The sequence below is a fragment of the Nocardioides sp. T2.26MG-1 genome (assembly GCF_950101795.1).
GTDB lineage: Bacteria > Actinomycetota > Actinomycetes > Propionibacteriales > Nocardioidaceae > Nocardioides.
In genome coordinates this window covers 94,677-114,970 of record NZ_CATNLZ010000003.1, presented here as the reverse complement: position 1 = coordinate 114,970, position 20,294 = coordinate 94,677, and the positions used below count along the sequence as shown (strand labels likewise).

Here is a 20,294-nt window from a genome sequence, read left to right as displayed (position 1 = left end):
CGCTGTCCCCGCCGGGTGCGAGGATGGCGCCATGACCACCTCAGCGACCGGACTCGAGCTCGGCGGTCTGGCCCCTGACTTCACGCTGCGCGACCAGTTCGGGCAGGACGTGACGCTGTCCTCGTTCCGCGGCCGCAAGGCGGTCGCGATCTTCTTCTACCCCTTCGCGTTCTCCGGCGTGTGCACCGGCGAGATGGCCGGCATCCGCGACCGGCTCGCGGAGTTCCTGACCTTCGAGACCGAGGTGCTCGGGATCTCCTGCGACCCCGTCTACTCGCTGCGGGCGTTCGCCGACCAGGACGGGCTGAACTTCCCGCTGCTCTCCGACTTCTGGCCGCACGGTGCGGTGTCCCGCGCCTACGAGGTCTTCGACGAGGTCAAGGGCTGCCCGCGGCGCTCGTCGTACGTCATCGACCGCGACGGGCGGGTCCGCTGGTCGGTGCACAACGCGATGCCCGACGGGCGGGACCTCGACGAGCACCTCAAGCACCTGGTCGCGGTCGTCTGAGGCCGTTCCGAGTCTCGGCTGAGCCGGTTCCAGACTCCGGTCTAGACCGTTCCGGTTGAAATCCCGTGGAAATCGCGGGATCCCGCGACACCGCTTGAACGGCCCCTCTAAAGTTGTCCTTGTTGAACCGCAGGTGACCCGAGACGCCTGCGGTTCAACTTCATTTCGGGCCGCTTCGTTGCGTAGTGTGTGCCCCGCTCCCGCGGTCGTCGGGGGTGTGTCGGGCGTATAGCTCAGCGGTAGAGCACCTCCCTTACAAGGAGGTGGTCGGGGGTTCGATCCCCTCTGCGCCCACCTCACGTCCTGCTGCGCTGCGGGCTGCCCGAGCTCCGTCCGACCCGTCCAGACGACCGTTAAGGACCGGCTGCGAACCGCCGAAGAGAACCACGTCAGGATGACGCGGCGAGGCGCACAGGGAGGTGGCAGCCATCACGAACGAGACGGTCCCCGGCGGGACCATCGTCGTGGGCGTGGACCAGACCCCTGCCGCGGCGGAGGCCCTGGCCTGGGCGATCCAGGAGGCCGTCCACGAGGAGACGCCCCTGACGCTGGTGCACGGGGTGGGCGCGGCGCTCTCGTCGTGGGTCGACTTCCAGACCATCGACTTCCGCGACGTCATCGACGCCACGACCGCGACCGGCCGCGAGGTGCTCGATGCGGCACAGGCCGAGGTCGACCGGGTCGCGCCGGCGGTCGAGGTGCACCACGTGCTGCGCCTGATCGACCCGCACCAGGCCCTCCTGGACCTGTCCGCCGACGCGGCCATGCTCGTCGTGGGCTCGCGGTCCGCGATGGCCGAGGAGGACTCGCTGATGTCCTCGGCGCTGGGCTTCGTCAAGGCGCGCGCGGGCTGCCCGGTGGTGGTGCCGCGGCTGCGGCGTACCCCCGGCGTCGGCGTGGTCGTGCTGGTCGACGGGTCGCCCGAGTCGCAGTCGATCCTCGCCTACGCCTGGGGTCAGGCCGACCGGCGTGGCATCGCGCTGACCGTCGTGCACTGCCTGCCCGACCCGCCGCCGGACCCCTTCCCGCGCGACATCGGCCTGATGGACGCCACCGCGCGGATGGAGGCCAGCCTCGGGCCGTCGCTGCTCGGCTTCGAGCGGCTGCTGCTCAGCGACCTGGTCCGTGACATGCGCTCGCGCTGGCCCGGCGTCGACGTGCGCCTCGTCGTGGAGGACGCCGCGATCGACCAGTGGCTGGGGCGCGCGCGGCAGCAGGCGGACCTGCTCGTCGTCGGCGCCCGGCACGCCCGCCGACTGGCCGAGCTGATCGACACCTCCTCCCCCGAGGAGGTCCAGTGCGTCACGGTGGTGCTGCCGCTCGAGGACCGGATCGAGCCGGACGCCGACGCGCTCCGGGTGACGGTCGCGCGGCTGCACGGCTGTGCGCAGCGGCTCGTGCACCTCGGCATCCCGCTCGACCAGGCGGTCGCCGAGATCCGCTCGGTCACGATGAACACCGACCTGCTCGCCGAGGCCGCGCTCAGCGCCCTGCGGGGCTGGGGATCCACCGCCGCGAAGCCGTGGCAGACCCGCGAGGTCGCGGAGCTGCTCGTGCGTGCCGGCGCCACCCGCTCCTGGCCCTGATCCCGGCAATAGCCTGGCCCGGTGGGACCCGATCTCCAGCTCGTCGACGCGATCCGCACGGTGCTCGCCGACGCGGGCGATGCACAGCGGGCCGTTGACCAGCAGCGGTACATGAAGTCCGCGATGCCCTACCGCGGGGTGTCCTCGCCGGAGCTGACCGCGCTGCTCCGACCGCTGCTCAAGGCCTACGATCCGGGCGATCGCGAGTCGTGGGAGGCAACCGTGCGGGCGCTGTGGGACGGCGCGGAGCACCGCGAGGAGTGGTACGCCGCGCTCGCCGTCGCCCGGCACCGCCGGGCCGCGCGGTGGCTGGACGCCGGCTCGCTGGACCTGTCCCGTCACCTCGCAGTCACCGGGGCCTGGTGGGACGTGGTCGACGTGGTGGCCGTCCACCTCGTCGGCGCCGCGTTGCGGGCCGACCGGGCGGCCGTCGCCCCGGTGGTGCGGGCCTGGGCCACCGACGAGCACCTGTGGGTGCGGCGTACCGCTGTGCTCTGCCAGGTCGGGGCGCGCGAGGACGTCGACCGGGACCTGCTGCGGGTCGCGGTCGAGGCCAACCTCGCCGACGGGTCCTTCTGGCTGCGGAAGGCCATCGGGTGGGCGCTGCGCGACCTTGCCCGCACCGATCCGGCCTGGGTGCGCGCGGAGGTCGAGCGCCTCGACGCCCGGCTCTCGCCGCTGTCGCGCCGTGAGGCCACCAAGCACCTCTGACATCGCCGGTGACATCCGCCGGACGTGCACCTGTGACGCAGGCGACATGTGGGCAATGGCACAATCCGATGGGTGACGATGGCATCGGTGGCCGATCGACTCTCGGGACGGCACGTCCTGCTCACGGGCGTCACGGGGTTCGTGGGCGAGGCACTCCTGCAGCTCCTGCTCGCCGAGGTGCCCGGGGTGCGGGTGACCGTGCTGGTCCGGCCCAAGGGCTCGACCAGCGCCGCGAGCCGGACCGCGGCCCTGCTGGGCAAGCCGATCTTCGCGCCGGTCGTCGAGTCCGCCGGCGGCGTCGAGGCGCTGATGGCCGCCCGGGTGGGCGTGCTCGAGGGCGACCTCGCCGACGTGCCGCCGCTGCCCGCCGGCCTGGACGCCGTCGTGCACTGCGCGGGCGACGTGTCGTTCGACCCGCCGGTCGACGAGGGCTTCCGCACCAACGTGGTCGGCACCCGGGACCTGATCCGGCGGATCCAGGAGGTCGACCCCGAGCACCGGGTGCACTACGTGCACATCTCGACGGCGTACGTCGCCGGCCGCCGGCGCGGCTCGATCCCCGAGGGCGCGGTCGAGCACGACGTCGACCTCGAGGCCGAGCTCGCGTGGGGGCTGGCGCAGCGCACCGAGATCGAGCACCGCTCGCGGGGGACCGACGTGCTCGAGCCCGAGCGCCGCAAGGCCGAGAAGGCGCACAGCCGGGCCGGGCTGCTCACCGCCGCGAGCGCGACCGAGGCGGCACGCAAGGACTGGGTCAAGGCCGAGCTGGTGCGGGTCGGCACCGAGCGGGCGCGCAGCCTCGGCTGGACCGACTGCTACACGTTCACCAAGGCCCTCGGCGAGCGCGTGGTCGAGGCCCACGGCGCCACCGCGCGGGTCTCGATCGTGCGGCCCAGCATCATCGAGTCCGCCCTGGTGAAGCCGCACCCCGGGTGGATCGAGGGCTTCAAGATGGCCGAGCCGCTGATCCTCGCCTACGGGCGCGGCGAGCTGCCGGAGTTCCCGGCCGCCGCGGACACGATCGTCGACATCGTGCCGGTCGACCACGTGGTCGCCGCGATCGTCGCCGTGCTCGCCCATCCCCCGGAGGCGGGCGCGCCGGCGTACTTCCACGTCTCCTCGGGGGACCGCAACCCGCTGACGTTCCGCCAGCTCTACGGCAACGTGCGCGCCTACTTCGACGAGCACCCCTTCGTGGCCGGCGACCGGGGCGCGGCGCGGCTGCCCGACTGGCGGTTCCCCGGTGCGCAGTCGGTCGAGCGGCTGCTGGTGACCAGCGAGCGCGCCCACAAGGTCGCCGACTACGTCATCGGGCGGACGCCGCGCAGCGACCGGGCCCGCGACCTCGCGCGCAAACTGGACCAGCAGGGGCGGCGGCTGCAGTTCCTGCGGCGCTACCTCGACCTCTACCACGAGTACGCCCAGGCGGAGCTGCGATTCTCCGACGCCCACACGCTGGCACTCCACCAGTCGCTCTCGGTCGAGGACCGCGAGCGATTCGCGTTCGACACCGCGGTCGTCGACTGGGAGCACTACCTGCGCGAGGTGCACTGCCCGGCGGTCACCGCCCCGGTGCGCCGGATGGACGAGGCCCGGCGGGCCCGCAAGCGCAACGCCGACCTGGGCCTCAGGCCACTCGAACCCCGCTCCGCGTCAGCGGAGCCCGACCGACCGCGAGCGGAGCGAGCTTGGTCGGTCGGAACGGAGGGTGTGGGGAGCGAAGCGACCTCGACGCCTCTGCCCAGCGCAGCTGCCTTCTTCGACATGGACGGGACGCTGCTGTCCTCCAACGTGATCGAGACCTACCTGTGGCTGCGGCTGCGGGAGCAGACCGGCTCCGAGCGGTTCACCGAGCTCGGCCGGATGGCCGCGCGGCTGCCGGGCCTGGTGCGCGCGGAGCGCCGCGAGCGCAGCGCGTTCCTGCGCTCGGTCTACCGCGAGTACGCCGGCGCCCGCCTCGACGAGCTCGAGGCGGTGGCCGACGCGCACCTGACCGACCACGTGCTCGCCCGGCTCTCTCCCGACGCCGTGCGCCGGATCCGCGAGCACCGCGCCGCCGGGCACCACACGGTGCTGATCACCGGCGCGATCCGGCCGCTGACCCGGCCGCTGGCGCCGCTGTTCGACCACGTCGAGGCCGCCGAGCTCGCGGTGGACGAGCGCGGCGTGTGCACCGGGCACCTGGCGTCCTCGCCGCTCGTGGGGGAGTCGCGGGCTGCGTGGATGCGCCAGTACGCCGCTGCCCACGGGATCGACCTGGCGGCGTCGTACGGCTACGCCGACTCCCACTCCGACCTGCCGTTGCTGGAGGCGGTCGGCCGGCCGGTCGCGGTGCGGCCCGACGTGCCGCTGTTCCGGCACGCCCGCCAGCACCGCTGGACGATCGTCGACTGGTCCAGCTCGACCGCCAGCACTCGCACCCTCAACCCGGCAGGGGACGCCCGATGATGCTCGCGCTGGAGATGTTCCGGTCGGTCTCGCGGACCATGGCCGGTCGCGCGATCGGCGGCCGGGTGCCCGGGGTGCTGTCCGGGTTCGCCGCGCCGCTGCGGCTGGTCACGATCGAGGAGCCGCGCGTCGCGCGGCCCGGGTGGGCACGCTTGCGCACCCGGCTGTCGGGGATCTGCGGCTCCGACCTCGGCGCGCTCTCGGGGCGCACCAGCCTGTACTTCTCCGCGGTCGTGTCGCTGCCGTTCGTGCCCGGCCACGAGGTGGTCGCCGAGCTGGTCGACGACTGCGAGGACCTGCCCGCGGGCACCCGCGTCGTGATCGACCCGGTGCTGGCCTGCGCGGCCCGCGGCGTCGAGCCGTGCGACGCCTGTGCCGGTGGCGCGACCAACCGGTGCGCGCGGATCACCGTCGGGCACCTGTCGCCCGGACTCCAGACCGGCTTCTGCCACGACACCGGGGGCGGGTGGGGCCAGCAGCTGGTGGCCCACCGCAGCCAGCTCCACCCCGTGCCGGAGGGCTTCTCCGACGAGCAGGCGATCCTGCTCGAGCCCGTGGCGTGTGCCGTGCACACGGCGCTGCGGGCCGGGATCCGTGGCGGGGACCGGGTGCTCGTCAGCGGAGCCGGCTCGGTCGGGCTGTTCGCGACGCTCGCGCTGCGCGAGCTCACCGACGCCGGCGAGATCATCGTGGTGGCCAAGCACGCCCACCAGCGCGAGCTGGCCCGTGAGCTCGGTGCGACCGAGGTGGTCGCCCCGGGCGAGGTGATGCGGCGCGTACGCCGCTCGACGGGCGCGTTCCAGCTCGAGCCGGAGCTCTCCTCGCCGTACCTCCTCGGCGGCGTCGACGTCGCGATCGACGCCGTCGGCAGCCGGCAGTCGCTCGAGACCTCGCTGCAGTCGACCCGCGCCGGCGGCCGCGTCGTGCTCTCCGGGATGCCCGGCTCCGCCGACCTGTCCGCCGCGTGGTTCCGCGAGCTGGAGGTCGTCGGCACCTACGCGTCGGCCCGCGCCGACGACGCGTTCGCCCGCGCCACCGAGCTGGTCGCCACCGGCGCCGTCCAGCAGCTCGCCAAGTCCGTCGCCGCCTACCCACTGCACCGTTGGCGGGAGGCGCTCGACCACGCCCACTCCGCCGGCCGTCTCGGCACGGTCAAGGTGGCCTTCTCACCGGGCAGCACGTCGTGAGGAACGAACGGCGTGCGTGGGCCCGGGGAGGTCGAGCAAGCGGCGCGGCCGAGGCACGAGGGCGCGGCGGCGCGTCGAGACCCAGCTACATGTCAGGAGCGATCACACGATGAGCCGTCCAGGATTCGTCCTCGAGGTCGACGACCGTACCCCGCCCCTGATCGTGCACGAGGGGCTGGGCTTCCGGCTCGAGAGCTTCCCGCTCGGCACCCGCGTGGTCTACCCGCCGGAGTCGATCCCGACCGTCCCGGACGTCGAGGAGGCGATCCGTGACGCGCTGCTGCACCCGCACGACTGCGAGCCGCTGCCCGAGCTGCTGCGGCCCGGGATGCGGCTGACGATCGCGTTCGACGACCTCTCGCTGCCACTGCCGACGATGCGGGCGCCCGACATCCGGGGCCGGATCATCGAGCAGGTGCTGACGATGGCGGCCGAGGCCGGCGTCGACGACGTGCAGCTGATCGCGGCGAACGCGCTACACCGCCGGATGACCGCGGCCGAGCTGAAGCACATCGTGGGGGAGCGGGTCTTCCGCTCGTTCTACCCGCAGGGCCAGCTCTACAACTTCGATGCCGAGGACCGCGACAACCTCGCCCACCTCGGCACCACCGACAAGGGTGAGGACGTCGAGATCAGCAAGCGGGCCGCGGAGTCCGACCTGCTGGTGTACGTCAACGTCAACCTGGTCGCGATGGACGGCGGCCACAAGTCGGTGGGCATCGGCCTGGCGTCGTACACGTCCCTGCGCCACCACCACAACGCCAAGACCATGGTCCAGTCGCGCTCGTTCATGGACCACAAGCACTCCGAGATGCACCACTCCGCCTGGCGGATGGGCCGGCTCATCAAGGAGCACGTCAAGGTCTTCCAGATCGAGACCACACTCGACAACAACGTGTTCCCCAAGCCGTACGACTTCCTGATGAAGCGCGAGTGGGAGTGGTCGGTCAAGGACCAGGCGTCGATGCTCGCGATGCGCCGCGGCCTGGCGGTGGCACCGGCGAAGCTGCGGCACAAGATGTTCCACGACCTGCGTGGCGCCTACGGGCTCACGGGCGTCAACGCCGGCGAGGTCGAGGCCGTGCACGAGCGCACCCTGGAGAAGGTGCACCAGCAGCACCTGGTCGAGGTGCAGGGGCAGTCGGACGTGCTGGTGATGGGCGTGCCCTACCTGGGCCCCTACAACGTCGGGTCCTCGATGAACCCGATCCTGGCCACCTGCATGGGGCTCGGCTACTACTTCAACTCCTACCGGGGGCAGCCGGTCGTCCGGAAGGGCGGCGCGGTGATCCTGTACCACCCGCTCAATGAGGGGTTCAACCAGCTGCACCACCCGTCGTACGTCGACTTCTACGAGGAGGTGCTCGCCGAGTCGACCGACCCCGCCGTGGTGGGGGCGAAGTACGAGCAGCAGTTCGCCGAGGACCCGTGGTACATCCACCTGTACCGCACCTCGCACGCCTACCACGGCGTCCACCCGTTCTACATGTGGTACTGGGCGGCGCACGCGATGGACCACGTCGACGAGGTCATCTGGGTCGGCGCCGACCGCCGGGTCGCATCGCGGCTGGGGTTCCGGGCCGCGAGCACCCTCGCCGACGCGCTCGAGATGGCGTCCGGCACCGTCGGCACCAGCCCGTCGATCACCTACCTGCACAACCCGCCCCACCTGCTGGCGGACGTGAGGTGACCTCGCGATGAGCTTCCTCAAGGAGACCGCGGACGACGTCCGCCTGGTCGCCCGCGGCTGGCGGTGGGGACGGCGTGCCCAGGTGCCGCGCTCGGCCGAGCAGTGGGTGCCGCCCGCCCGGTCCACGGTGTTCCGCACCGACTGGTCGCGCCGCCGCCCGGCGATGGCGGCCCGCGAGGTCGCCCAGAAGGCCGGCCTCGAGCCGCTGTTCCGCTCCCAGGTGCGCACCCGCGTCGAGGGCCTCGACGTGCTCGAGAGAACCTCGGGCCCGGTGATCTTCGTGGCCAACCACGCCTCCCACCTCGACACCCCGCTGATCCTGCTGTCACTGCCCGACGCGTGGCGCCGGCGTACGGCGGTGGCCGCCGCGGCCGACTACTTCTTCGACACCTGGTGGCGGGCGGTCGGCTCCTCCCTGCTGTTCAACACCTTCCCGATCGACCGCCGCGGCGGCGCGATGGCGGCCACTCCCGGCGAGGTGCTGGCCGACGGCTGGAGCCTGGTGATCTACCCCGAGGGCACCCGCTCGACCGACGGCTGGGTGGGCCGCTTCCGGATGGGGGCGGCGTTCCTCGCCAAGGAGTACGGCGTGCCGATCGTGCCGGTCGCCCACCGCGGCACGTTCGCGGCGATGCCGCGGGGCCAGGGCTGGCCCGCGCCGGGCCGGCGGCAGCTGACGATCCGCTTCGGGGAGCCGCTGGTGGCCGGCCCGGACGAGAACGTCCGCGACTTCGCCGGGCGGGTCAAGGACGCGGTGGCCGTGCTGCTCGACGAGGACGGCACCACCTGGTGGGAGGCCCGGCGCCGGGCCGCGGCCGGGTCGACGCCGGACGCGACCGGGCCGAAGGTCGCGCAGTGGCGCCGGGTGTGGGAGCAGACCGAGTCGCCGCGCGCCGACGCGCCCGCCCGGCGGCTGCACGCGTGGCGCTCCTGACCGCGGCCGTCGCCCGGCGTCGGGTCGCGTGAGAGCAGTCTCATGGAGGGCTCACCCTCCTCTTACCCGCCGCCGGCAGTGTCGCTCCTGAAGCAACGACCGGCCGGCCACGCCCGCTGGGTCCGGCCCGGCCGGTCACGACAGCCCAAGGGGGCGACACGATGAACAAGGCAGTGAGGAACGGATCGCTGGCAGCACTCGGCCTGGCCGCCGCGGCGGCGCTCGGCTGGCAGGCGCCGGCCACGGCGGCCGGCGGCGGCGACACCGGCGGCGCAGCCACCAGCAGCGTCGGCCAGGGCTACGGCGGCCAGGGCTACGGCGGCGCGGGCGGGGGCGATCGCGACCGTGACCGTATCCACGACGGTGACTGCGACGGCACCCGTGACGGTGACCGCGATCGCGACCGCATCCACGACGGTGACCGGGATCGGGACCGGCTCCACGACGGCGACCTCGACCGTGACCGTGACCGCATGCACCGCCACGGTCACGGTGGTTGGTGACCTGTCGACGCAACGCCGACCCGCCCGCAGGGGCGGGCGGGTCGGCGCCACTGCTCGGCCCCTTCAGCCCAGGATCCCCGAGCCCAGCCAGTCACCTCGCTCGAAGCCGGGCAGCACCGCGAACACCGCCGAGCCGATCGCCGTCGTCCACGTGTTGAGCGCGTCCGCGCGGTCCAGGGACCGCTGGATCGGCACGAACTGGCCGGCCACCGAGGCCTGGTAGCTCATGAACACCAGCCCGCTGTCCTCGGCGTTCGCGTAGCTCACGCCCTTGCGGAAGATCCGGGCCCCGGCGTTCTCCATCGGGAGCGCGAGCCTGGCGTGCGCGTCCGGACGGGGCTCGGCCAGCCGCTCGCCGTCGTCGAGCCGACGTCCGACGGCCTGCTCCTGCTTGTCGCGGGTGAGCGTCGCCCAGGTGTCGAGGTCCATCGCGATCCGGCGTACGACCAGGGTGGTGCCGCCCGCCCACGGCGGGCCGACCACCCAGACGGCCTGGTCGAACGCGTCCGTGCCCGGCACCGGGTTGGCGGTGCCGTCGACCTGGCCGAACAGGTTGCGCCCGGTGACCCGTCGTCCGTCCGCGTCCACGCCGTTCCAGAACCCGGCCTGGCGCCACCGCTGCCGGGCGAACGGCGCCGCGTCACGGACCAGTTGCCGCACCGCGTGGGCGACGGTCGTCCCGTCGCGAGCACCCACGACCAGCACCAGGTCGCCCCCGGACCACCGGTCCTCCAACCGGTCGTGCCGCATCGGCGGGACCTGCTCGAAGCCCACCGGCGGGTCGACCCGCGCGGCGGCCAGGGCGCCGGGCCCGAGGCCCACGGTGACCGTGACGTCGGCGCGGGCGGCCGCGAGCCAGGGCTCGGTGTCGCCGGGCGTCGGGCGTCCGGTGGCCAGGGCCTCGATGTCACCGGTCCACACCCGGAACAGCCGGCCGAGGGCGTCCCGGTCGACGGTCTCCAGCAGGTCGAGGGCGACCACCTCGACCACGGTGGGGGTCGGCGCGGTCACGCCGGCCTGGTGGGCGCCGTACGGCGTCACCTCGGCCCCGAGGCCGACGCGGGCGGGCGCCGGGTCCTCGGCGGTCCCGCCCCAGGCGGCGCCGCCGGCCGCGCCGGCGGCCGCACCAGCGACCGCCGACCCGGCGTACCCGAGGAACCCCCGCCGGCCGATGCCCCGCCTCGCGGGCGCGGGCGTCTCGGGCTCGGCCATCAGTGGCCGTGCTCCGCGGTGCCCGGTGAGTGGTAGTGGCCGGCCTCCTCGGTGAACTCCTTCACGGGCGCGGTCACCTCCACCGCGGTCCCGTCGGAGAAGCCGAGGGTCAGCTCGACCTCGTCGCCGGGGGCGAGCTCGCGCTTCAGCTTCATCAGCATCACGTGGTAGCCGCCGGGCTGCAGCAGCTGGCCGCCGCCGGCGCGCACGACGATGCCGCCGGGGGCCTCCTGCATCACCATCTCGCCGTCGACCGCGACCATCTCGTGCAGCTGGGCCATCCCGGCCACCGGCGACGAGGCGCTCTCGAGCGTGACGTCCTCGTCGGTGTTGTTGTCGACGACCAGGAAGGCCCCGGTCATCGTCGGGTCGTCGGTCCCGGTGGTCGCGCGGACCCACGGGTCCTCGACGGTCACGGCGCCGGAGGCGCTGCTCGGGTCGCCGCTCGGGCTGGTGGCGTCGGCGTCGTCGCCGCAGCCGGCGAGCGTGGCCAGCGCCACCACGAGCGCCAGTCCCGGCATCAGGGTGCGCCAGGGTCGGCGCGCAGCAGTGTTCGTCATGGGGGTTCTCCTCGGTCTGGGGTGGGCGCGCGGGCGCGCGCCGGACCGGCCCGGTCGGGCGGGTCCGTGGGGTGGGTGTCAGACGGCGAGGAGGGCGGGTGGGCCGCGGCGCGAGAGCGCGGGCCGGTCGAGACGGGGGAGCGGGACGAAACCGGTGGCCCGCGGGCGCGGGCGGGGTGCGGCGGCGGCACCGCGGAGGACCGCGAGGGCCGCGGCGGCGCTGCGGCCGGCGGCGGCGAGCACCACCACCCGGGCTGCCGCCAGGTGCACCAGGGCCCACAGCGCCCGCTCGCCCACGGCCAGGACCAGGCCGAGGACGACGGCGGCGGCGAGGTGCGCGGCGAGCATCAGCGGGCCCTGCTCGGCCAGGTGGTGGACCAGGTGGCTCAGCGCCCCGAGCGGTACGCCGGGGCCGTCGTGGCCGGCCGTGACGGGTGCGGAGGAGTAGGCGTCGAGGAGCGACCCGACCCGGCGGCCGTCGCCGTCCAACGGCAGCGTCGCCGACAGGACCTGGTGCGGCCCGTGGTGGGCGTCGGGCGCCGCCGTACCGCCGTCGCCGCGGTGGCCCGCCAGCGCGGACAGTGCGGTGTGCGCGGCGCCCTGGCCGACGACCACGAGCGTCACGATCCGGCGGGTCGAGGCGGGGCCGAGGAGGAACCGGCCCGCGAGCGCCACGAAGCCCGTGGCGAGCACGAGCAGCGCGACCGGGTGGGGGAGCAGGCCGCCCGCCGAGACGTGCGAGACCGTCCCGGTGCCGAGCATCGCGGCACCGAGCAGGGCAGCGCGCGCCCACACCAGGAACGGCGGTGCGGGGGCTGCGGTCGCGGGACGGGACGGGATCGCGGGACTCCGGGGGCTCGGTGGCGGGCGCGCACAGGATACGTGGGTCCGCGGGACGGTCCGTGTGAGAGGTCTCTCATCGACGGCTCATGGCCACCTCACCTCGGCCACGGAGGCTCCTGGTCGTGGCAGATCCGCTGCACCTTCCGACGACAAGGAGACGACGATGAACAAGCTGATGACCACGGGCACTCTCGGGCTGGCGGGCCTGGTGACCACCGGGCTGATCGCCTGGCAGGCACCGCTGGCGCTGGCCGACCAGGGCTTCGACGACCCGGCGGGTGACGACCGTGGTCACCACCACAGCAAGGCGCTCAAGCGCGACGACGACGCGCAGGCCGTGGTGACCACGGTGGAGGACGATGACGACGACGACACCGGCCTCGGCAACGGCACGCAGACGCGCACCCGCACCCGGGGCGCCGTCACGGACCACAGCCGGGGCGGCAGCGTCCGTGACCTGACCGGCGACGGCCCCGGCAGCGGCAACGTCGACCACTCCCGCAACCACACCAACGACGGCACCCGCCACAACACCCGGGGCTGACGTGGTGGCGTCCCCGGCCTCCTGGTGCTTCGCCGAGGGCGACCCGATCACCGCCGAGCTGACGGCTGTCCGTCGGCTCGGCGGCGGGTCCGCCTACGAGGCCTACCTGGCGTTCGACGAGGTCACCTACGCCCCCGTGGTGGTCAAGGTGGTCCGCCCCGACCAGGTGGCCGACGAGCACGCGTTGCGCGGGCTGGTCCGGGAGGTGCAGGCGCTCGCGACCGTCAACCACCCCGTCGTCGTGCGCGGGCTGCGCCACGACCTGACGTCCGGGCGACCCCACGTCGTACTCGAGCACATCGACGGACCGCGGCTCTCGACCCTGGTCCGCCGCTACGGCCCGCTGCAGGAGCAGCAGTACCTCCCGCTCGCCATCGAGCTCGCGAGCGCGCTGCACTACCTGCGCCGGCTCGGCTGGGCGCACCTCGACGTGAAGCCGAGCAACGTGATCATGGGTGCGCCCGCCCGGCTGATCGACCTCTCGGTCGCCCGCCCGCTCGCCGACGCCGCCCGCACCCGGCTGATCGGCACCGACGCCTACATGTCGCCCGAGCAGGCCGACCCGGATCGGTACGGCGGGCCCGGTCCCGCCAGTGACGTCTGGGGGGTCTGCGCGACAGTCTTCGAGGCGGTCGCGGGCTACCGGGCCTTCGACGGCCCGGGCTTCCCCCAGCTCGACGAGGAGCCGTTCGAGCTCCCCGAACGCACCCCCGCGGAGGTGGTGAAGATCCTGTACGCCGGCCTCGAGCGCCGGCCGGCCGACCGGCCCCTGCCGCACGAGGTCGCCGAGGCCCTCGAGCCGGTCCTGGACCGCCAGCCCGCCGTCCGGCTGGGTGGGTTCGAGACCCGCTGACACGTTGACCCGCCCGAAACTTCACGACGGGTCAACGCTCAATGTCGACAATCCACGTTGACCCGCCCGAAAGTTTCGGGCGGGTCAACGGTTGAAGCGGTAGCCCATGCCCCGGACTGTCGCGATGGTGTCGGAGCCGAGCTTCTTGCGCAGGTAACCGACGTACACGTCGACGACGTTGGACCCGGGGTCGAAGTCCATGCCCCAGACGTGGTCGAGCAGCTGCTCGCGGGAGAGCACCTGCCCGGCGTTGGTCATGAACATCTCGGCGAGCCGGAACTCGCGTGCCGAGAGGTCGACCTGCCGGCCGCCGACCATGGCGCGGCGGGTGCGCAGGTCGAGCGACACCCCGCCGGCCCGGAGCACCTCGTCGCGTTGCGCCGACGGGTCCGGGCACTGGCGCAGCCGCAGCCGGACCCGCGCCAGCAGCTCGGCGAACCGGAACGGCTTGGGCATGTAGTCGTCGGCGCCGCCCTCGAGGGCGGACACGGTGTCGCCGACCGAGTCGCGGGCGGTGAGCACGATGACCGGGACGGCGGATCCTTGGGCGCGGAGCCGTTCGAGCACCTCGAAGCCGTCGATCCCCGGCAGCCCGATGTCGAGCACCACGAGATCGACGTCGCCGCTCAGCGCGAGGTCGAGCCCCTCCCGACCGTCGGCGACGCAGGTCGTCACGTGGCCCTCGGCGCGCAGGCCCTTCGCGATGAACGACGAGATCCTCCGCTCGTCCTCCACGATCAGGATGCGGGCCACGGGTCCTCCTCCGGTGGAGCCGTCGCCGGGACGGGCAGGATGATGACGAAGCGTGCGCCCTGGGGTGGGGCGTCCTCGACCGCGACGCTGCCGCCGTGCGACCGCGCGATGGCGGACACGATCGACAGGCCCAGGCCGAAGCCCTCGTCGCCGGGAGACACGGCGGCCCGCCCGAATCGTTCGAAGATGTGCTCGCGCTGGTCCGGCGGCACCCCCGGTCCGGTGTCCCGGACCCAGAGCCGGGCCTGGTCGCCGTCGTACGACGAGCCCACCGCGATCGTGTCCCCGGGGCGGGTGTGCTTGACGGCGTTGTCGGTGAGCTGGAGCAGCGCCTGGGTGAGCCGCTGCTCGTCGCCGCGGACCTGCACCTCGGCGGTCTCGTCGAGCACCCAGTCGCGGTCGCCGAGCCCGCGGGCCTTGGCGAGCACGTCCGCCGTGAGCGCGGCCAGGTCGACCGGCCGGAGGCGGAGGAAGTCGGGCCGGTCACTCTTCGCGAGCAGGATGAGGTCGCCCACGAGGCGCGCCATCCGGTCGGTCTCCTCGAGGAGCAGCGCCCGGGTCTCGGCGACCTCCTCGGGGCTGCCGGTGTCGAGCAGCTCGAGGTGGCCGCGCAGCACGGTGAGGGGAGTGCGCAGCTCGTGGCCGGCGTCGTCGAGGAACTCGCGTTGCCCCACGAACGCCGCCTCGAGGCGGTCGAGCATGCCGTTGAACGTGCGGGTCAGCGCGGTGATGTCGTCGTTGCCGGTGACCGGCAGCCGGCGGGCGAGGTCGCTCTCGGAGATGTCGTCGGCGGTCTCGCGCAGCACCCGCAGCGGCGCGAGCAGCCGGCCCGAGAGCCAGGCGGCCGCGGCGGTCACCAGCAGCAGCGACAGCAGGGCCACGATCGCGTAGGTGCGCATGGTGTCGCGCAGCTCGCCCCGGCTCTCCTCGAGGTAGGTCACGATCACCAGGGCGCCGTCCTCGGTGGAGCTGCGCACCGGCTGGACGGTCACGAGCGCCTCGCCGTACCCAGGGACGTCGATGCGCGTCGACCCGCCCTCGGTGATCAGGGGCTCGGCGGTGTCCCGGAAGAGGGTCGTCCCGGCGAAGGCCTCCTGCGGTGACGCCTTGACCGGGCGGCCGTCATACCAGCTGACCAGGATCTCGTTGTCGTCGGGCACGTTGCGGGCGAGGAACGTGTCGAGCATGACGCCGACGCTGTCGAAGGGACGGCCGGTGTCGGGGTTGAGGCCGTTCTCCTGGAGCTTCGCGAGCTCGGCGAGCTCCTGGTCGATCTCCGCTACCACCTGCTCCTCGAGCCGTTGGGACTCGACCGCATACACGATCGCGCCCGCACCGGCCAACGCCAGGGTGACCAGGAGGGCGACCGCGGCCGAGATGCGGACGCGCACCGAGGCGCCCGGCCGGTAAGCCGGCCGAGCGCGCCATCGGGAGGTCGCCGTGTCAGCCGCCGTGGCCACCGCGGCCGCCATCGCCGCCCCCCGACCCGGAGCGGTCCTCGCCGTGCCGCTCGCCGTGGTCCTCACCGCGACCGTCCCGGTGGTCCTCGCCGTAGTTGCCACCGTGGTCGTCGTCGCGGCCCCAGTCGTCGTCGGGGTCGTCGATGTCGTCCGGGTCGAGCTCGACCCGGCCGACCGTGCCGGACGGCGTGGGGTCGCTGCTCGGGGAGCCGGTGGGCGTCCCGCTGGGGGAGCCGCTCGGGTCGCGGTCCTCGATGACGATCGGTGGCCGCGGCGAGGGGTCGTCGGCGGCCGAGGCCATGAGCGAGCCCGCGACGTACGCCCCCATCGGGACGAGCAGCGCGAGCGCGAGGAGGACCTTCCAGAGCTTGTTCACGGCCCCACCATCCTCCTCCATCGTGGGGCCGCGATGAGAGCCGGATGAGAGGACTCTCATCCCGACGATCGGAGGCAACCTCCGGCCAACACGACCGTCACTAGAGTGGTCGGCACACCACCAGGAGGGCACCGATGATCGTTCCGTTCAGCGTTTCCGACTTCCTCGACCGGGCCGTGCAGGTGTACGGCGAGCGCGTCGGTGTGGTGGACGAGCCGGACCAGCCGGCGCCGCCACTGGGTGGCGGTGGGCTGACGTACGCCCAGATGGGGGAGCTCGCGCGGCGTCAGGCCGCCAAGCTCGACGAGCTCGGGCTCGCGGTCGGTGACCGGGTCGCGATCGTCAGCCACAACAGCGCCCGGCTGCTGACGGCGTTCTTCGGAGTGAGCGGGTTCGGCCGGGTGCTGGTGCCGGTGAACTTCCGACTCCGTCCCGACGAGGTGCACTACATCGTCAAGCACTCCGGGGCCCGGGTGCTGCTGGTCGACCCCGAGCTGGAGGAGACGCTCGAGGACGTGCCGGCGGAGTTCAAGTTCGTGCTCGGCAAGGACGACGACCTGTACGCCGCACCGGGCGTGGAGCCGCGGGCGTGGGAGCCCGACGAGAACGCCACGGCGTGCATCAACTACACCTCCGGCACGACCGCGCGGCCCAAGGGCGTGCAGATCACGCACCGCAACATCTGGGTCAACGCGGTGACGTTCGCGATGCACGCACAGGCCTCCGACCGCGACGTCTACCTGCACACGCTGCCGATGTTCCACGCCAACGGCTGGGGCTGGCCGTTCGTGGCAACCGGCCTGGGGATCAAGCAGGTCGTGATCCGCAAGATCGACGGCGCCGAGATCCTGCGCCGGGTCCGCGACCACGGGGTCACCGTGATGTGCGCCGCCCCGGCGGTCGCCGCGGCCGTCCTCGACGCCGCCCAGGACTGGGAGGGCGAGATCCCCGGGCGCGACAAGGTGCGCATCATCATGGCCGGTGCGCCGCCACCGACGAAGACCGTGATCCGCGTGCAGGAGGAGCTCGGCTGGGAGTTCATCCAGATCTACGGCCTGACCGAGACCTCCCCGCTGCTGACCTTCAACCGGACCCGTGAGGAGTGGGACGACCTGCCCGCCGAGGAGCGGGCCGTCCGGCTCACCCGGGCCGGCGCGCCCGCGCTCGGCGTACGCCTTGCGATCTCTGAGCACGAGGAGTCGACCGGGGAGGTGCTGGCCCGCTCCAACGTGGTGCTGGAGGGCTACTGGGAGCAGCCGGAGGAGACCGAGCGGGCACTCGCGGGCGGCTGGTTCCACACCGGCGACGGCGGCGTCCTCGGTGACGACGGCTACCTGACGATCAGCGACCGCAAGAAGGACGTGATCATCACCGGCGGCGAGAACGTCTCCTCGATCGAGGTCGAGGACGTGCTGTTCTCCCACCCGGCGGTGGCCGAGGTCGCGGTGATCGGCGTGCCGAGCGACAAGTGGGGCGAGACGATCAAGGCGCTGGTCGTGCTGGCGGCGGGGCAGACGGCGACCGAGGAGGAGCTGATCGCCTGGTGCAAGGAGAAGGCCGCGGGCTACAAGGCGCCGACCTCGGTGGAGTTCCGCGACCAGCTCGCCCGCACGGCCACCGGCAAGCTGCAGAAGTTCAAGCTGCGCGCGCCGTACTGGGAGGGCCGCGACCGTCAGGTCAACTGACCCGGACTACTGGGCGACGAGCGAGACGAGCGCCGGGCACTCCTCGCGGAGCCGGCGCTCGACGCGCATGCGCAGGGTGAACTCGGAGGCCGGGCAGCCGTGGCAGGCGCCGCGCAGGCACACGGTGACGACGCCGTGGCGCACGCCGGCCAGGTCGATGGCGCCGCCGTGGGAGCGCACGTAGTCGCCGACGTCGCCCGCGACCAGGCGGCGTACGGCGTCGGCCAGCGCCTCGTCGTCCGCGGACCCGGTCGCCTCCATCCGCCAGCGCTCCGGCTCGGCGACCGCGGCTGCGACCGCCGCGCGCACCCGGGCGCCGCACTGCCGCCAGTCGGCGGCCGACGCAGCGCGGGTGACCACGCACCCGGGCAGCACCCGGACCTCGACCAGGGTGCCGTCGGCGATCAGCGCACCGAGGTCGCCGGGCGCCTCGACGACCGTGCCCGGGGCGGGGAGCGGAGTGCCGGCCACGATCCAGCGCACCTCCTCCGGCACGGCTCCGGCCTCGGGGTGCAGGGCCACCGGCGCGAGCGTCGTCATGCGAACGCTCCGACCGCGGTGTGGGCCAGGAACGCCATCGCCCAAGCGAGCGCGAAGTAGGCGCCGAAGACCGTCAGCGGCCACCGCCAGCCACCGGTCTCGCGCCGCAGGGTCGCGATCGTGGCCATGCACTGCAGGGCGTAGACGAAGAACACCAGCAGCGCGGCGAGCGTGGCGGAGGTGAACACCGGCTCGCCCGCGTGGGGGCCGCGGTCGAACGTCGTGTCCTCCAGTGCCTGGGAGGGATCCGACGGGTCGCTCGCGGCGGTGATCTGCCCCATCGTCGCGACGAACGTCTCCCGGGCGGCGAGCGAGGAGATCACCGCGACGTTCGTGCGCCAGTCGAAGCCCAGCGGGTCGAAGACCGGGGACGCCGCGCGGCCGATGCCGGCGGCCACGCTGTGCTCCATCGTGTACGCCGCGACCGCCGAGCCGTCGCCGGGGTCCACGCCGTGCGAGCGCAGCTCGGCCGCGGACTGCACCGGCAGGTTGAGCAGCGCCCACAGCACGATCGTGGAGGCCACGATCACGGTGCCCATCTTGTGCAGGAACCCCTTGACCGGCAGCCAGACGGCGACCACCACCGAGCGCAGCGCCGGCAGGCGGTAGGGCGGCATCTCCATCGTGAACGGCATCAGCGTGTGCCGCGCCCCGCCGACCAGGGTGGCGACGCGGGCGGCGAGCATCATCGACACCGCACCCAGCAGGTAGAGCCCGAACATCGTCGCGCCGCGGGCGCTCATCCCGGCCCAGCGGGCGTCGGCCGGGATCAGCATCGAGATCAGCAGCGTGTAGACCGGCAGCCGCGCCGAGCACGTCACGAGCGGCACCGAGAGCATCGTGGCCAGCCGCTCGCGCGCCGACGGCATCGTGCGGGTCGCCATGATGCCGGGGATCGCGCAGGCGAAGGAGGAGAGCAGCGCGACGAACGCCCGCCCCTCCAGGCCGGCCAGCGCCATCACCCGGTCCATCAGGAACGCGGCGCGGGAGAGGTAGCCCACCTGCTCGAGGGCGGCGATGAGCACGAACAGCAGCGCGATCTGCGGCACGAAGACCAAGACGCCGCCGACGCCGCCGAGCAGGCCGTCGGAGACGAGGCGGACCGGTGCGGAGTCGCCGAACGTGCCGGTGACGGCCGTCGCGAGGCGCTCGATGCCGGTGCCGATGGCGTCCTGGGCGGGCGCGGCCAGCGCGAAGATCGTCTGGAAGAACCCGAACATCACCGCGAAGAACACCGCGACGCCGGCCACCGGGTGCAGCAGCACCCGGTCGATCCGGGCGGTCAGCGCGCTCTCCTGGGCACTGCTGTAGCCCGCGGTCGTCAGCACGGAGCCGATCCAGGAGGTGCAGCCCTCGGGGTCGGTGGGGGGTGCCACGACCGGTGCGGTCCAGGTCGCCCAGCCGGGCAGCAGGTCGCGCAGCTCCGCGGCGCCGGAGCGCTTGCGTCCGTCGGCGATGACCACGGGGATGCCGACCGCCCGCGCGAGCCGGTCGAGGTCGAGCCGGCCGCCGCGGGCGACCAGCTCGTCGTGCATCGACAGCACCAGGGCGGTCGGCCGGCCCAGGGCGAGCACGCCGGCGAGGAGCCGGAGCGACGTACGCAGCGTGGTGGCGTCGGCGACCACGACCACCGCGCCCGGCTCGCCGACGCCGTCGAGGCGGCCGTGGAGCAGGTCGACGACGATCCGCTCGTCGATGCTGATCGGCTCGAGGCTGTAGGTGCCGGGCAGGTCCTCGACGTCCACGGCGGTCCCGTCGGGGAGGGTGCAGCTGCCCTGCGAGCGGCCGACGGTGACACCGGGGTAGTTGCCGGTCTTGACCCGCAGGCCGGTGAGGGCGTTGAAGATCGTCGACTTCCCGGCGTTGGGGGCGCCGACCAGCGCGACCATCGGGCGTTCGGC

Annotated in this window: 19 protein-coding genes and 1 tRNA gene; 12 read left to right on the top strand and 8 right to left on the bottom strand. The window is 73.4% G+C overall.

Going from position 1 to position 20,294, the window contains the following annotated elements; translation table 11 throughout:
* The first annotated feature begins 31 nt into the window (after positions 1-31).
* The 9 genes from QQZ14_RS06210 to QQZ14_RS06170 all read left to right on the top strand — a co-directional run bounded on the left by QQZ14_RS06210 (position 32) and on the right by QQZ14_RS06170 (position 9,567).
* A complete protein-coding gene (locus QQZ14_RS06210; protein ID WP_284533353.1) occupies positions 32-508 on the top strand; it encodes a peroxiredoxin in 477 nt (158 codons plus the stop codon).
* A 222-nt stretch (positions 509-730) separates the two neighbouring features.
* Positions 731-802 (top strand) — tRNA-Val (locus QQZ14_RS06205).
* Positions 803-927: 125 nt separating this feature from the next.
* Positions 928-2,094 carry a universal stress protein gene (locus QQZ14_RS06200; RefSeq protein WP_284533352.1) on the top strand — a complete coding sequence of 389 codons (1,167 nt, stop codon included), beginning with the start codon at positions 928-930 and terminating at the stop codon, positions 2,092-2,094.
* 21 nt (positions 2,095-2,115) lie between these two features.
* Positions 2,116-2,805 carry a DNA alkylation repair protein gene (locus tag QQZ14_RS06195; protein WP_284533351.1) on the top strand — a complete coding sequence of 230 codons (690 nt, stop codon included), beginning with the start codon at positions 2,116-2,118 and terminating at the stop codon, positions 2,803-2,805.
* Between the two features lie 78 nt (positions 2,806-2,883).
* Entirely contained in the window at positions 2,884-5,253 is a 2,370-nt protein-coding gene (locus QQZ14_RS06190) for an HAD-IB family hydrolase (protein ID WP_284533370.1), read from the top strand.
* The gene (locus QQZ14_RS06185) at positions 5,250-6,440 is read left to right on the top strand and encodes a zinc-dependent alcohol dehydrogenase (RefSeq protein ID WP_284533350.1); all 1,191 of its coding nucleotides are present in this window, start codon (positions 5,250-5,252) and stop codon (positions 6,438-6,440) included. The genes QQZ14_RS06190 and QQZ14_RS06185 overlap by 4 nt, the downstream gene beginning before the upstream one ends.
* A 109-nt stretch (positions 6,441-6,549) precedes the next feature.
* A complete protein-coding gene (locus QQZ14_RS06180) occupies positions 6,550-8,130 on the top strand; it encodes a lactate racemase domain-containing protein (protein WP_284533349.1) in 1,581 nt (526 codons plus the stop codon).
* 7 nt (positions 8,131-8,137) lie between these two features.
* Positions 8,138-9,064, top strand: a complete 927-nt coding sequence (locus tag QQZ14_RS06175; protein ID WP_284533348.1) for a lysophospholipid acyltransferase family protein — start codon at positions 8,138-8,140, stop codon at positions 9,062-9,064.
* A gap of 161 nt (positions 9,065-9,225) precedes the next feature.
* Positions 9,226-9,567, top strand: a complete 342-nt coding sequence (locus tag QQZ14_RS06170) for a hypothetical protein (RefSeq protein ID WP_284533347.1) — start codon at positions 9,226-9,228, stop codon at positions 9,565-9,567.
* Positions 9,568-9,630: 63 nt separating this feature from the next.
* On the opposite strand, the gene QQZ14_RS06165 is transcribed toward QQZ14_RS06170, so the two are convergent.
* From QQZ14_RS06165 to QQZ14_RS06155, 3 genes are all read right to left on the bottom strand, one after another.
* The gene (locus tag QQZ14_RS06165) at positions 9,631-10,779 is read right to left on the bottom strand and encodes a Dyp-type peroxidase (RefSeq protein ID WP_284533346.1); all 1,149 of its coding nucleotides are present in this window, start codon (positions 10,777-10,779) and stop codon (positions 9,631-9,633) included.
* Positions 10,779-11,339 (bottom strand): copper chaperone PCu(A)C, encoded by a 561-nt coding sequence (locus tag QQZ14_RS06160; RefSeq protein WP_284533345.1) that lies wholly within the window; start codon positions 11,337-11,339, stop codon positions 10,779-10,781. The genes QQZ14_RS06165 and QQZ14_RS06160 overlap by 1 nt, the downstream gene beginning before the upstream one ends.
* A gap of 78 nt (positions 11,340-11,417) precedes the next feature.
* Positions 11,418-12,134: a hypothetical protein gene (locus QQZ14_RS06155; protein ID WP_284533344.1), complete on the bottom strand. Its 717-nt coding sequence runs from the start codon at positions 12,132-12,134 to the stop codon at positions 11,418-11,420.
* A gap of 211 nt (positions 12,135-12,345) precedes the next feature.
* Here QQZ14_RS06155 and QQZ14_RS06150 point away from each other — a divergent pair, with 211 nt between their 5' ends.
* Both QQZ14_RS06150 and QQZ14_RS06145 read left to right on the top strand, forming a co-directional pair.
* Positions 12,346-12,726, top strand: a complete 381-nt coding sequence (locus tag QQZ14_RS06150) for a hypothetical protein (protein WP_284533343.1) — start codon at positions 12,346-12,348, stop codon at positions 12,724-12,726.
* A 4-nt stretch (positions 12,727-12,730) separates the two neighbouring features.
* Positions 12,731-13,579 (top strand): serine/threonine-protein kinase, encoded by an 849-nt coding sequence (locus QQZ14_RS06145; RefSeq protein ID WP_284533342.1) that lies wholly within the window; start codon positions 12,731-12,733, stop codon positions 13,577-13,579.
* Between the two features lie 84 nt (positions 13,580-13,663).
* On the opposite strand, the gene QQZ14_RS06140 is transcribed toward QQZ14_RS06145, so the two are convergent.
* Genes QQZ14_RS06140 through QQZ14_RS06130 form a run of 3 tightly spaced genes read right to left on the bottom strand, consistent with a single transcriptional unit; the run spans position 13,664 to position 16,168 of the window.
* A complete protein-coding gene (locus QQZ14_RS06140; RefSeq protein WP_284533341.1) occupies positions 13,664-14,332 on the bottom strand; it encodes a response regulator transcription factor in 669 nt (222 codons plus the stop codon).
* Positions 14,317-15,723, bottom strand: a complete 1,407-nt coding sequence (locus QQZ14_RS06135; protein ID WP_284533340.1) for a sensor histidine kinase — start codon at positions 15,721-15,723, stop codon at positions 14,317-14,319. The genes QQZ14_RS06140 and QQZ14_RS06135 overlap by 16 nt, the downstream gene beginning before the upstream one ends.
* Positions 15,724-15,775: 52 nt before the next feature.
* Entirely contained in the window at positions 15,776-16,168 is a 393-nt protein-coding gene (locus QQZ14_RS06130; protein ID WP_284533339.1) for a hypothetical protein, read from the bottom strand.
* A gap of 134 nt (positions 16,169-16,302) precedes the next feature.
* On the opposite strand from QQZ14_RS06130, the gene QQZ14_RS06125 reads away from it, so the two are divergent.
* Entirely contained in the window at positions 16,303-17,853 is a 1,551-nt protein-coding gene (locus tag QQZ14_RS06125; RefSeq protein WP_284533338.1) for an AMP-binding protein, read from the top strand.
* Between the two features lie 6 nt (positions 17,854-17,859).
* On the opposite strand, the gene QQZ14_RS06120 is transcribed toward QQZ14_RS06125, so the two are convergent.
* Positions 17,860-18,393, bottom strand: a complete 534-nt coding sequence (locus tag QQZ14_RS06120) for a NifU family protein (RefSeq protein WP_284533337.1) — start codon at positions 18,391-18,393, stop codon at positions 17,860-17,862.
* Positions 18,390-20,282 (bottom strand): ferrous iron transporter B, encoded by a 1,893-nt coding sequence (gene feoB / locus QQZ14_RS06115; RefSeq protein ID WP_284533369.1) that lies wholly within the window; start codon positions 20,280-20,282, stop codon positions 18,390-18,392. Before feoB ends, QQZ14_RS06120 begins: the two co-directional genes overlap by 4 nt.
* Positions 20,283-20,294 lie beyond the last annotated feature (12 nt).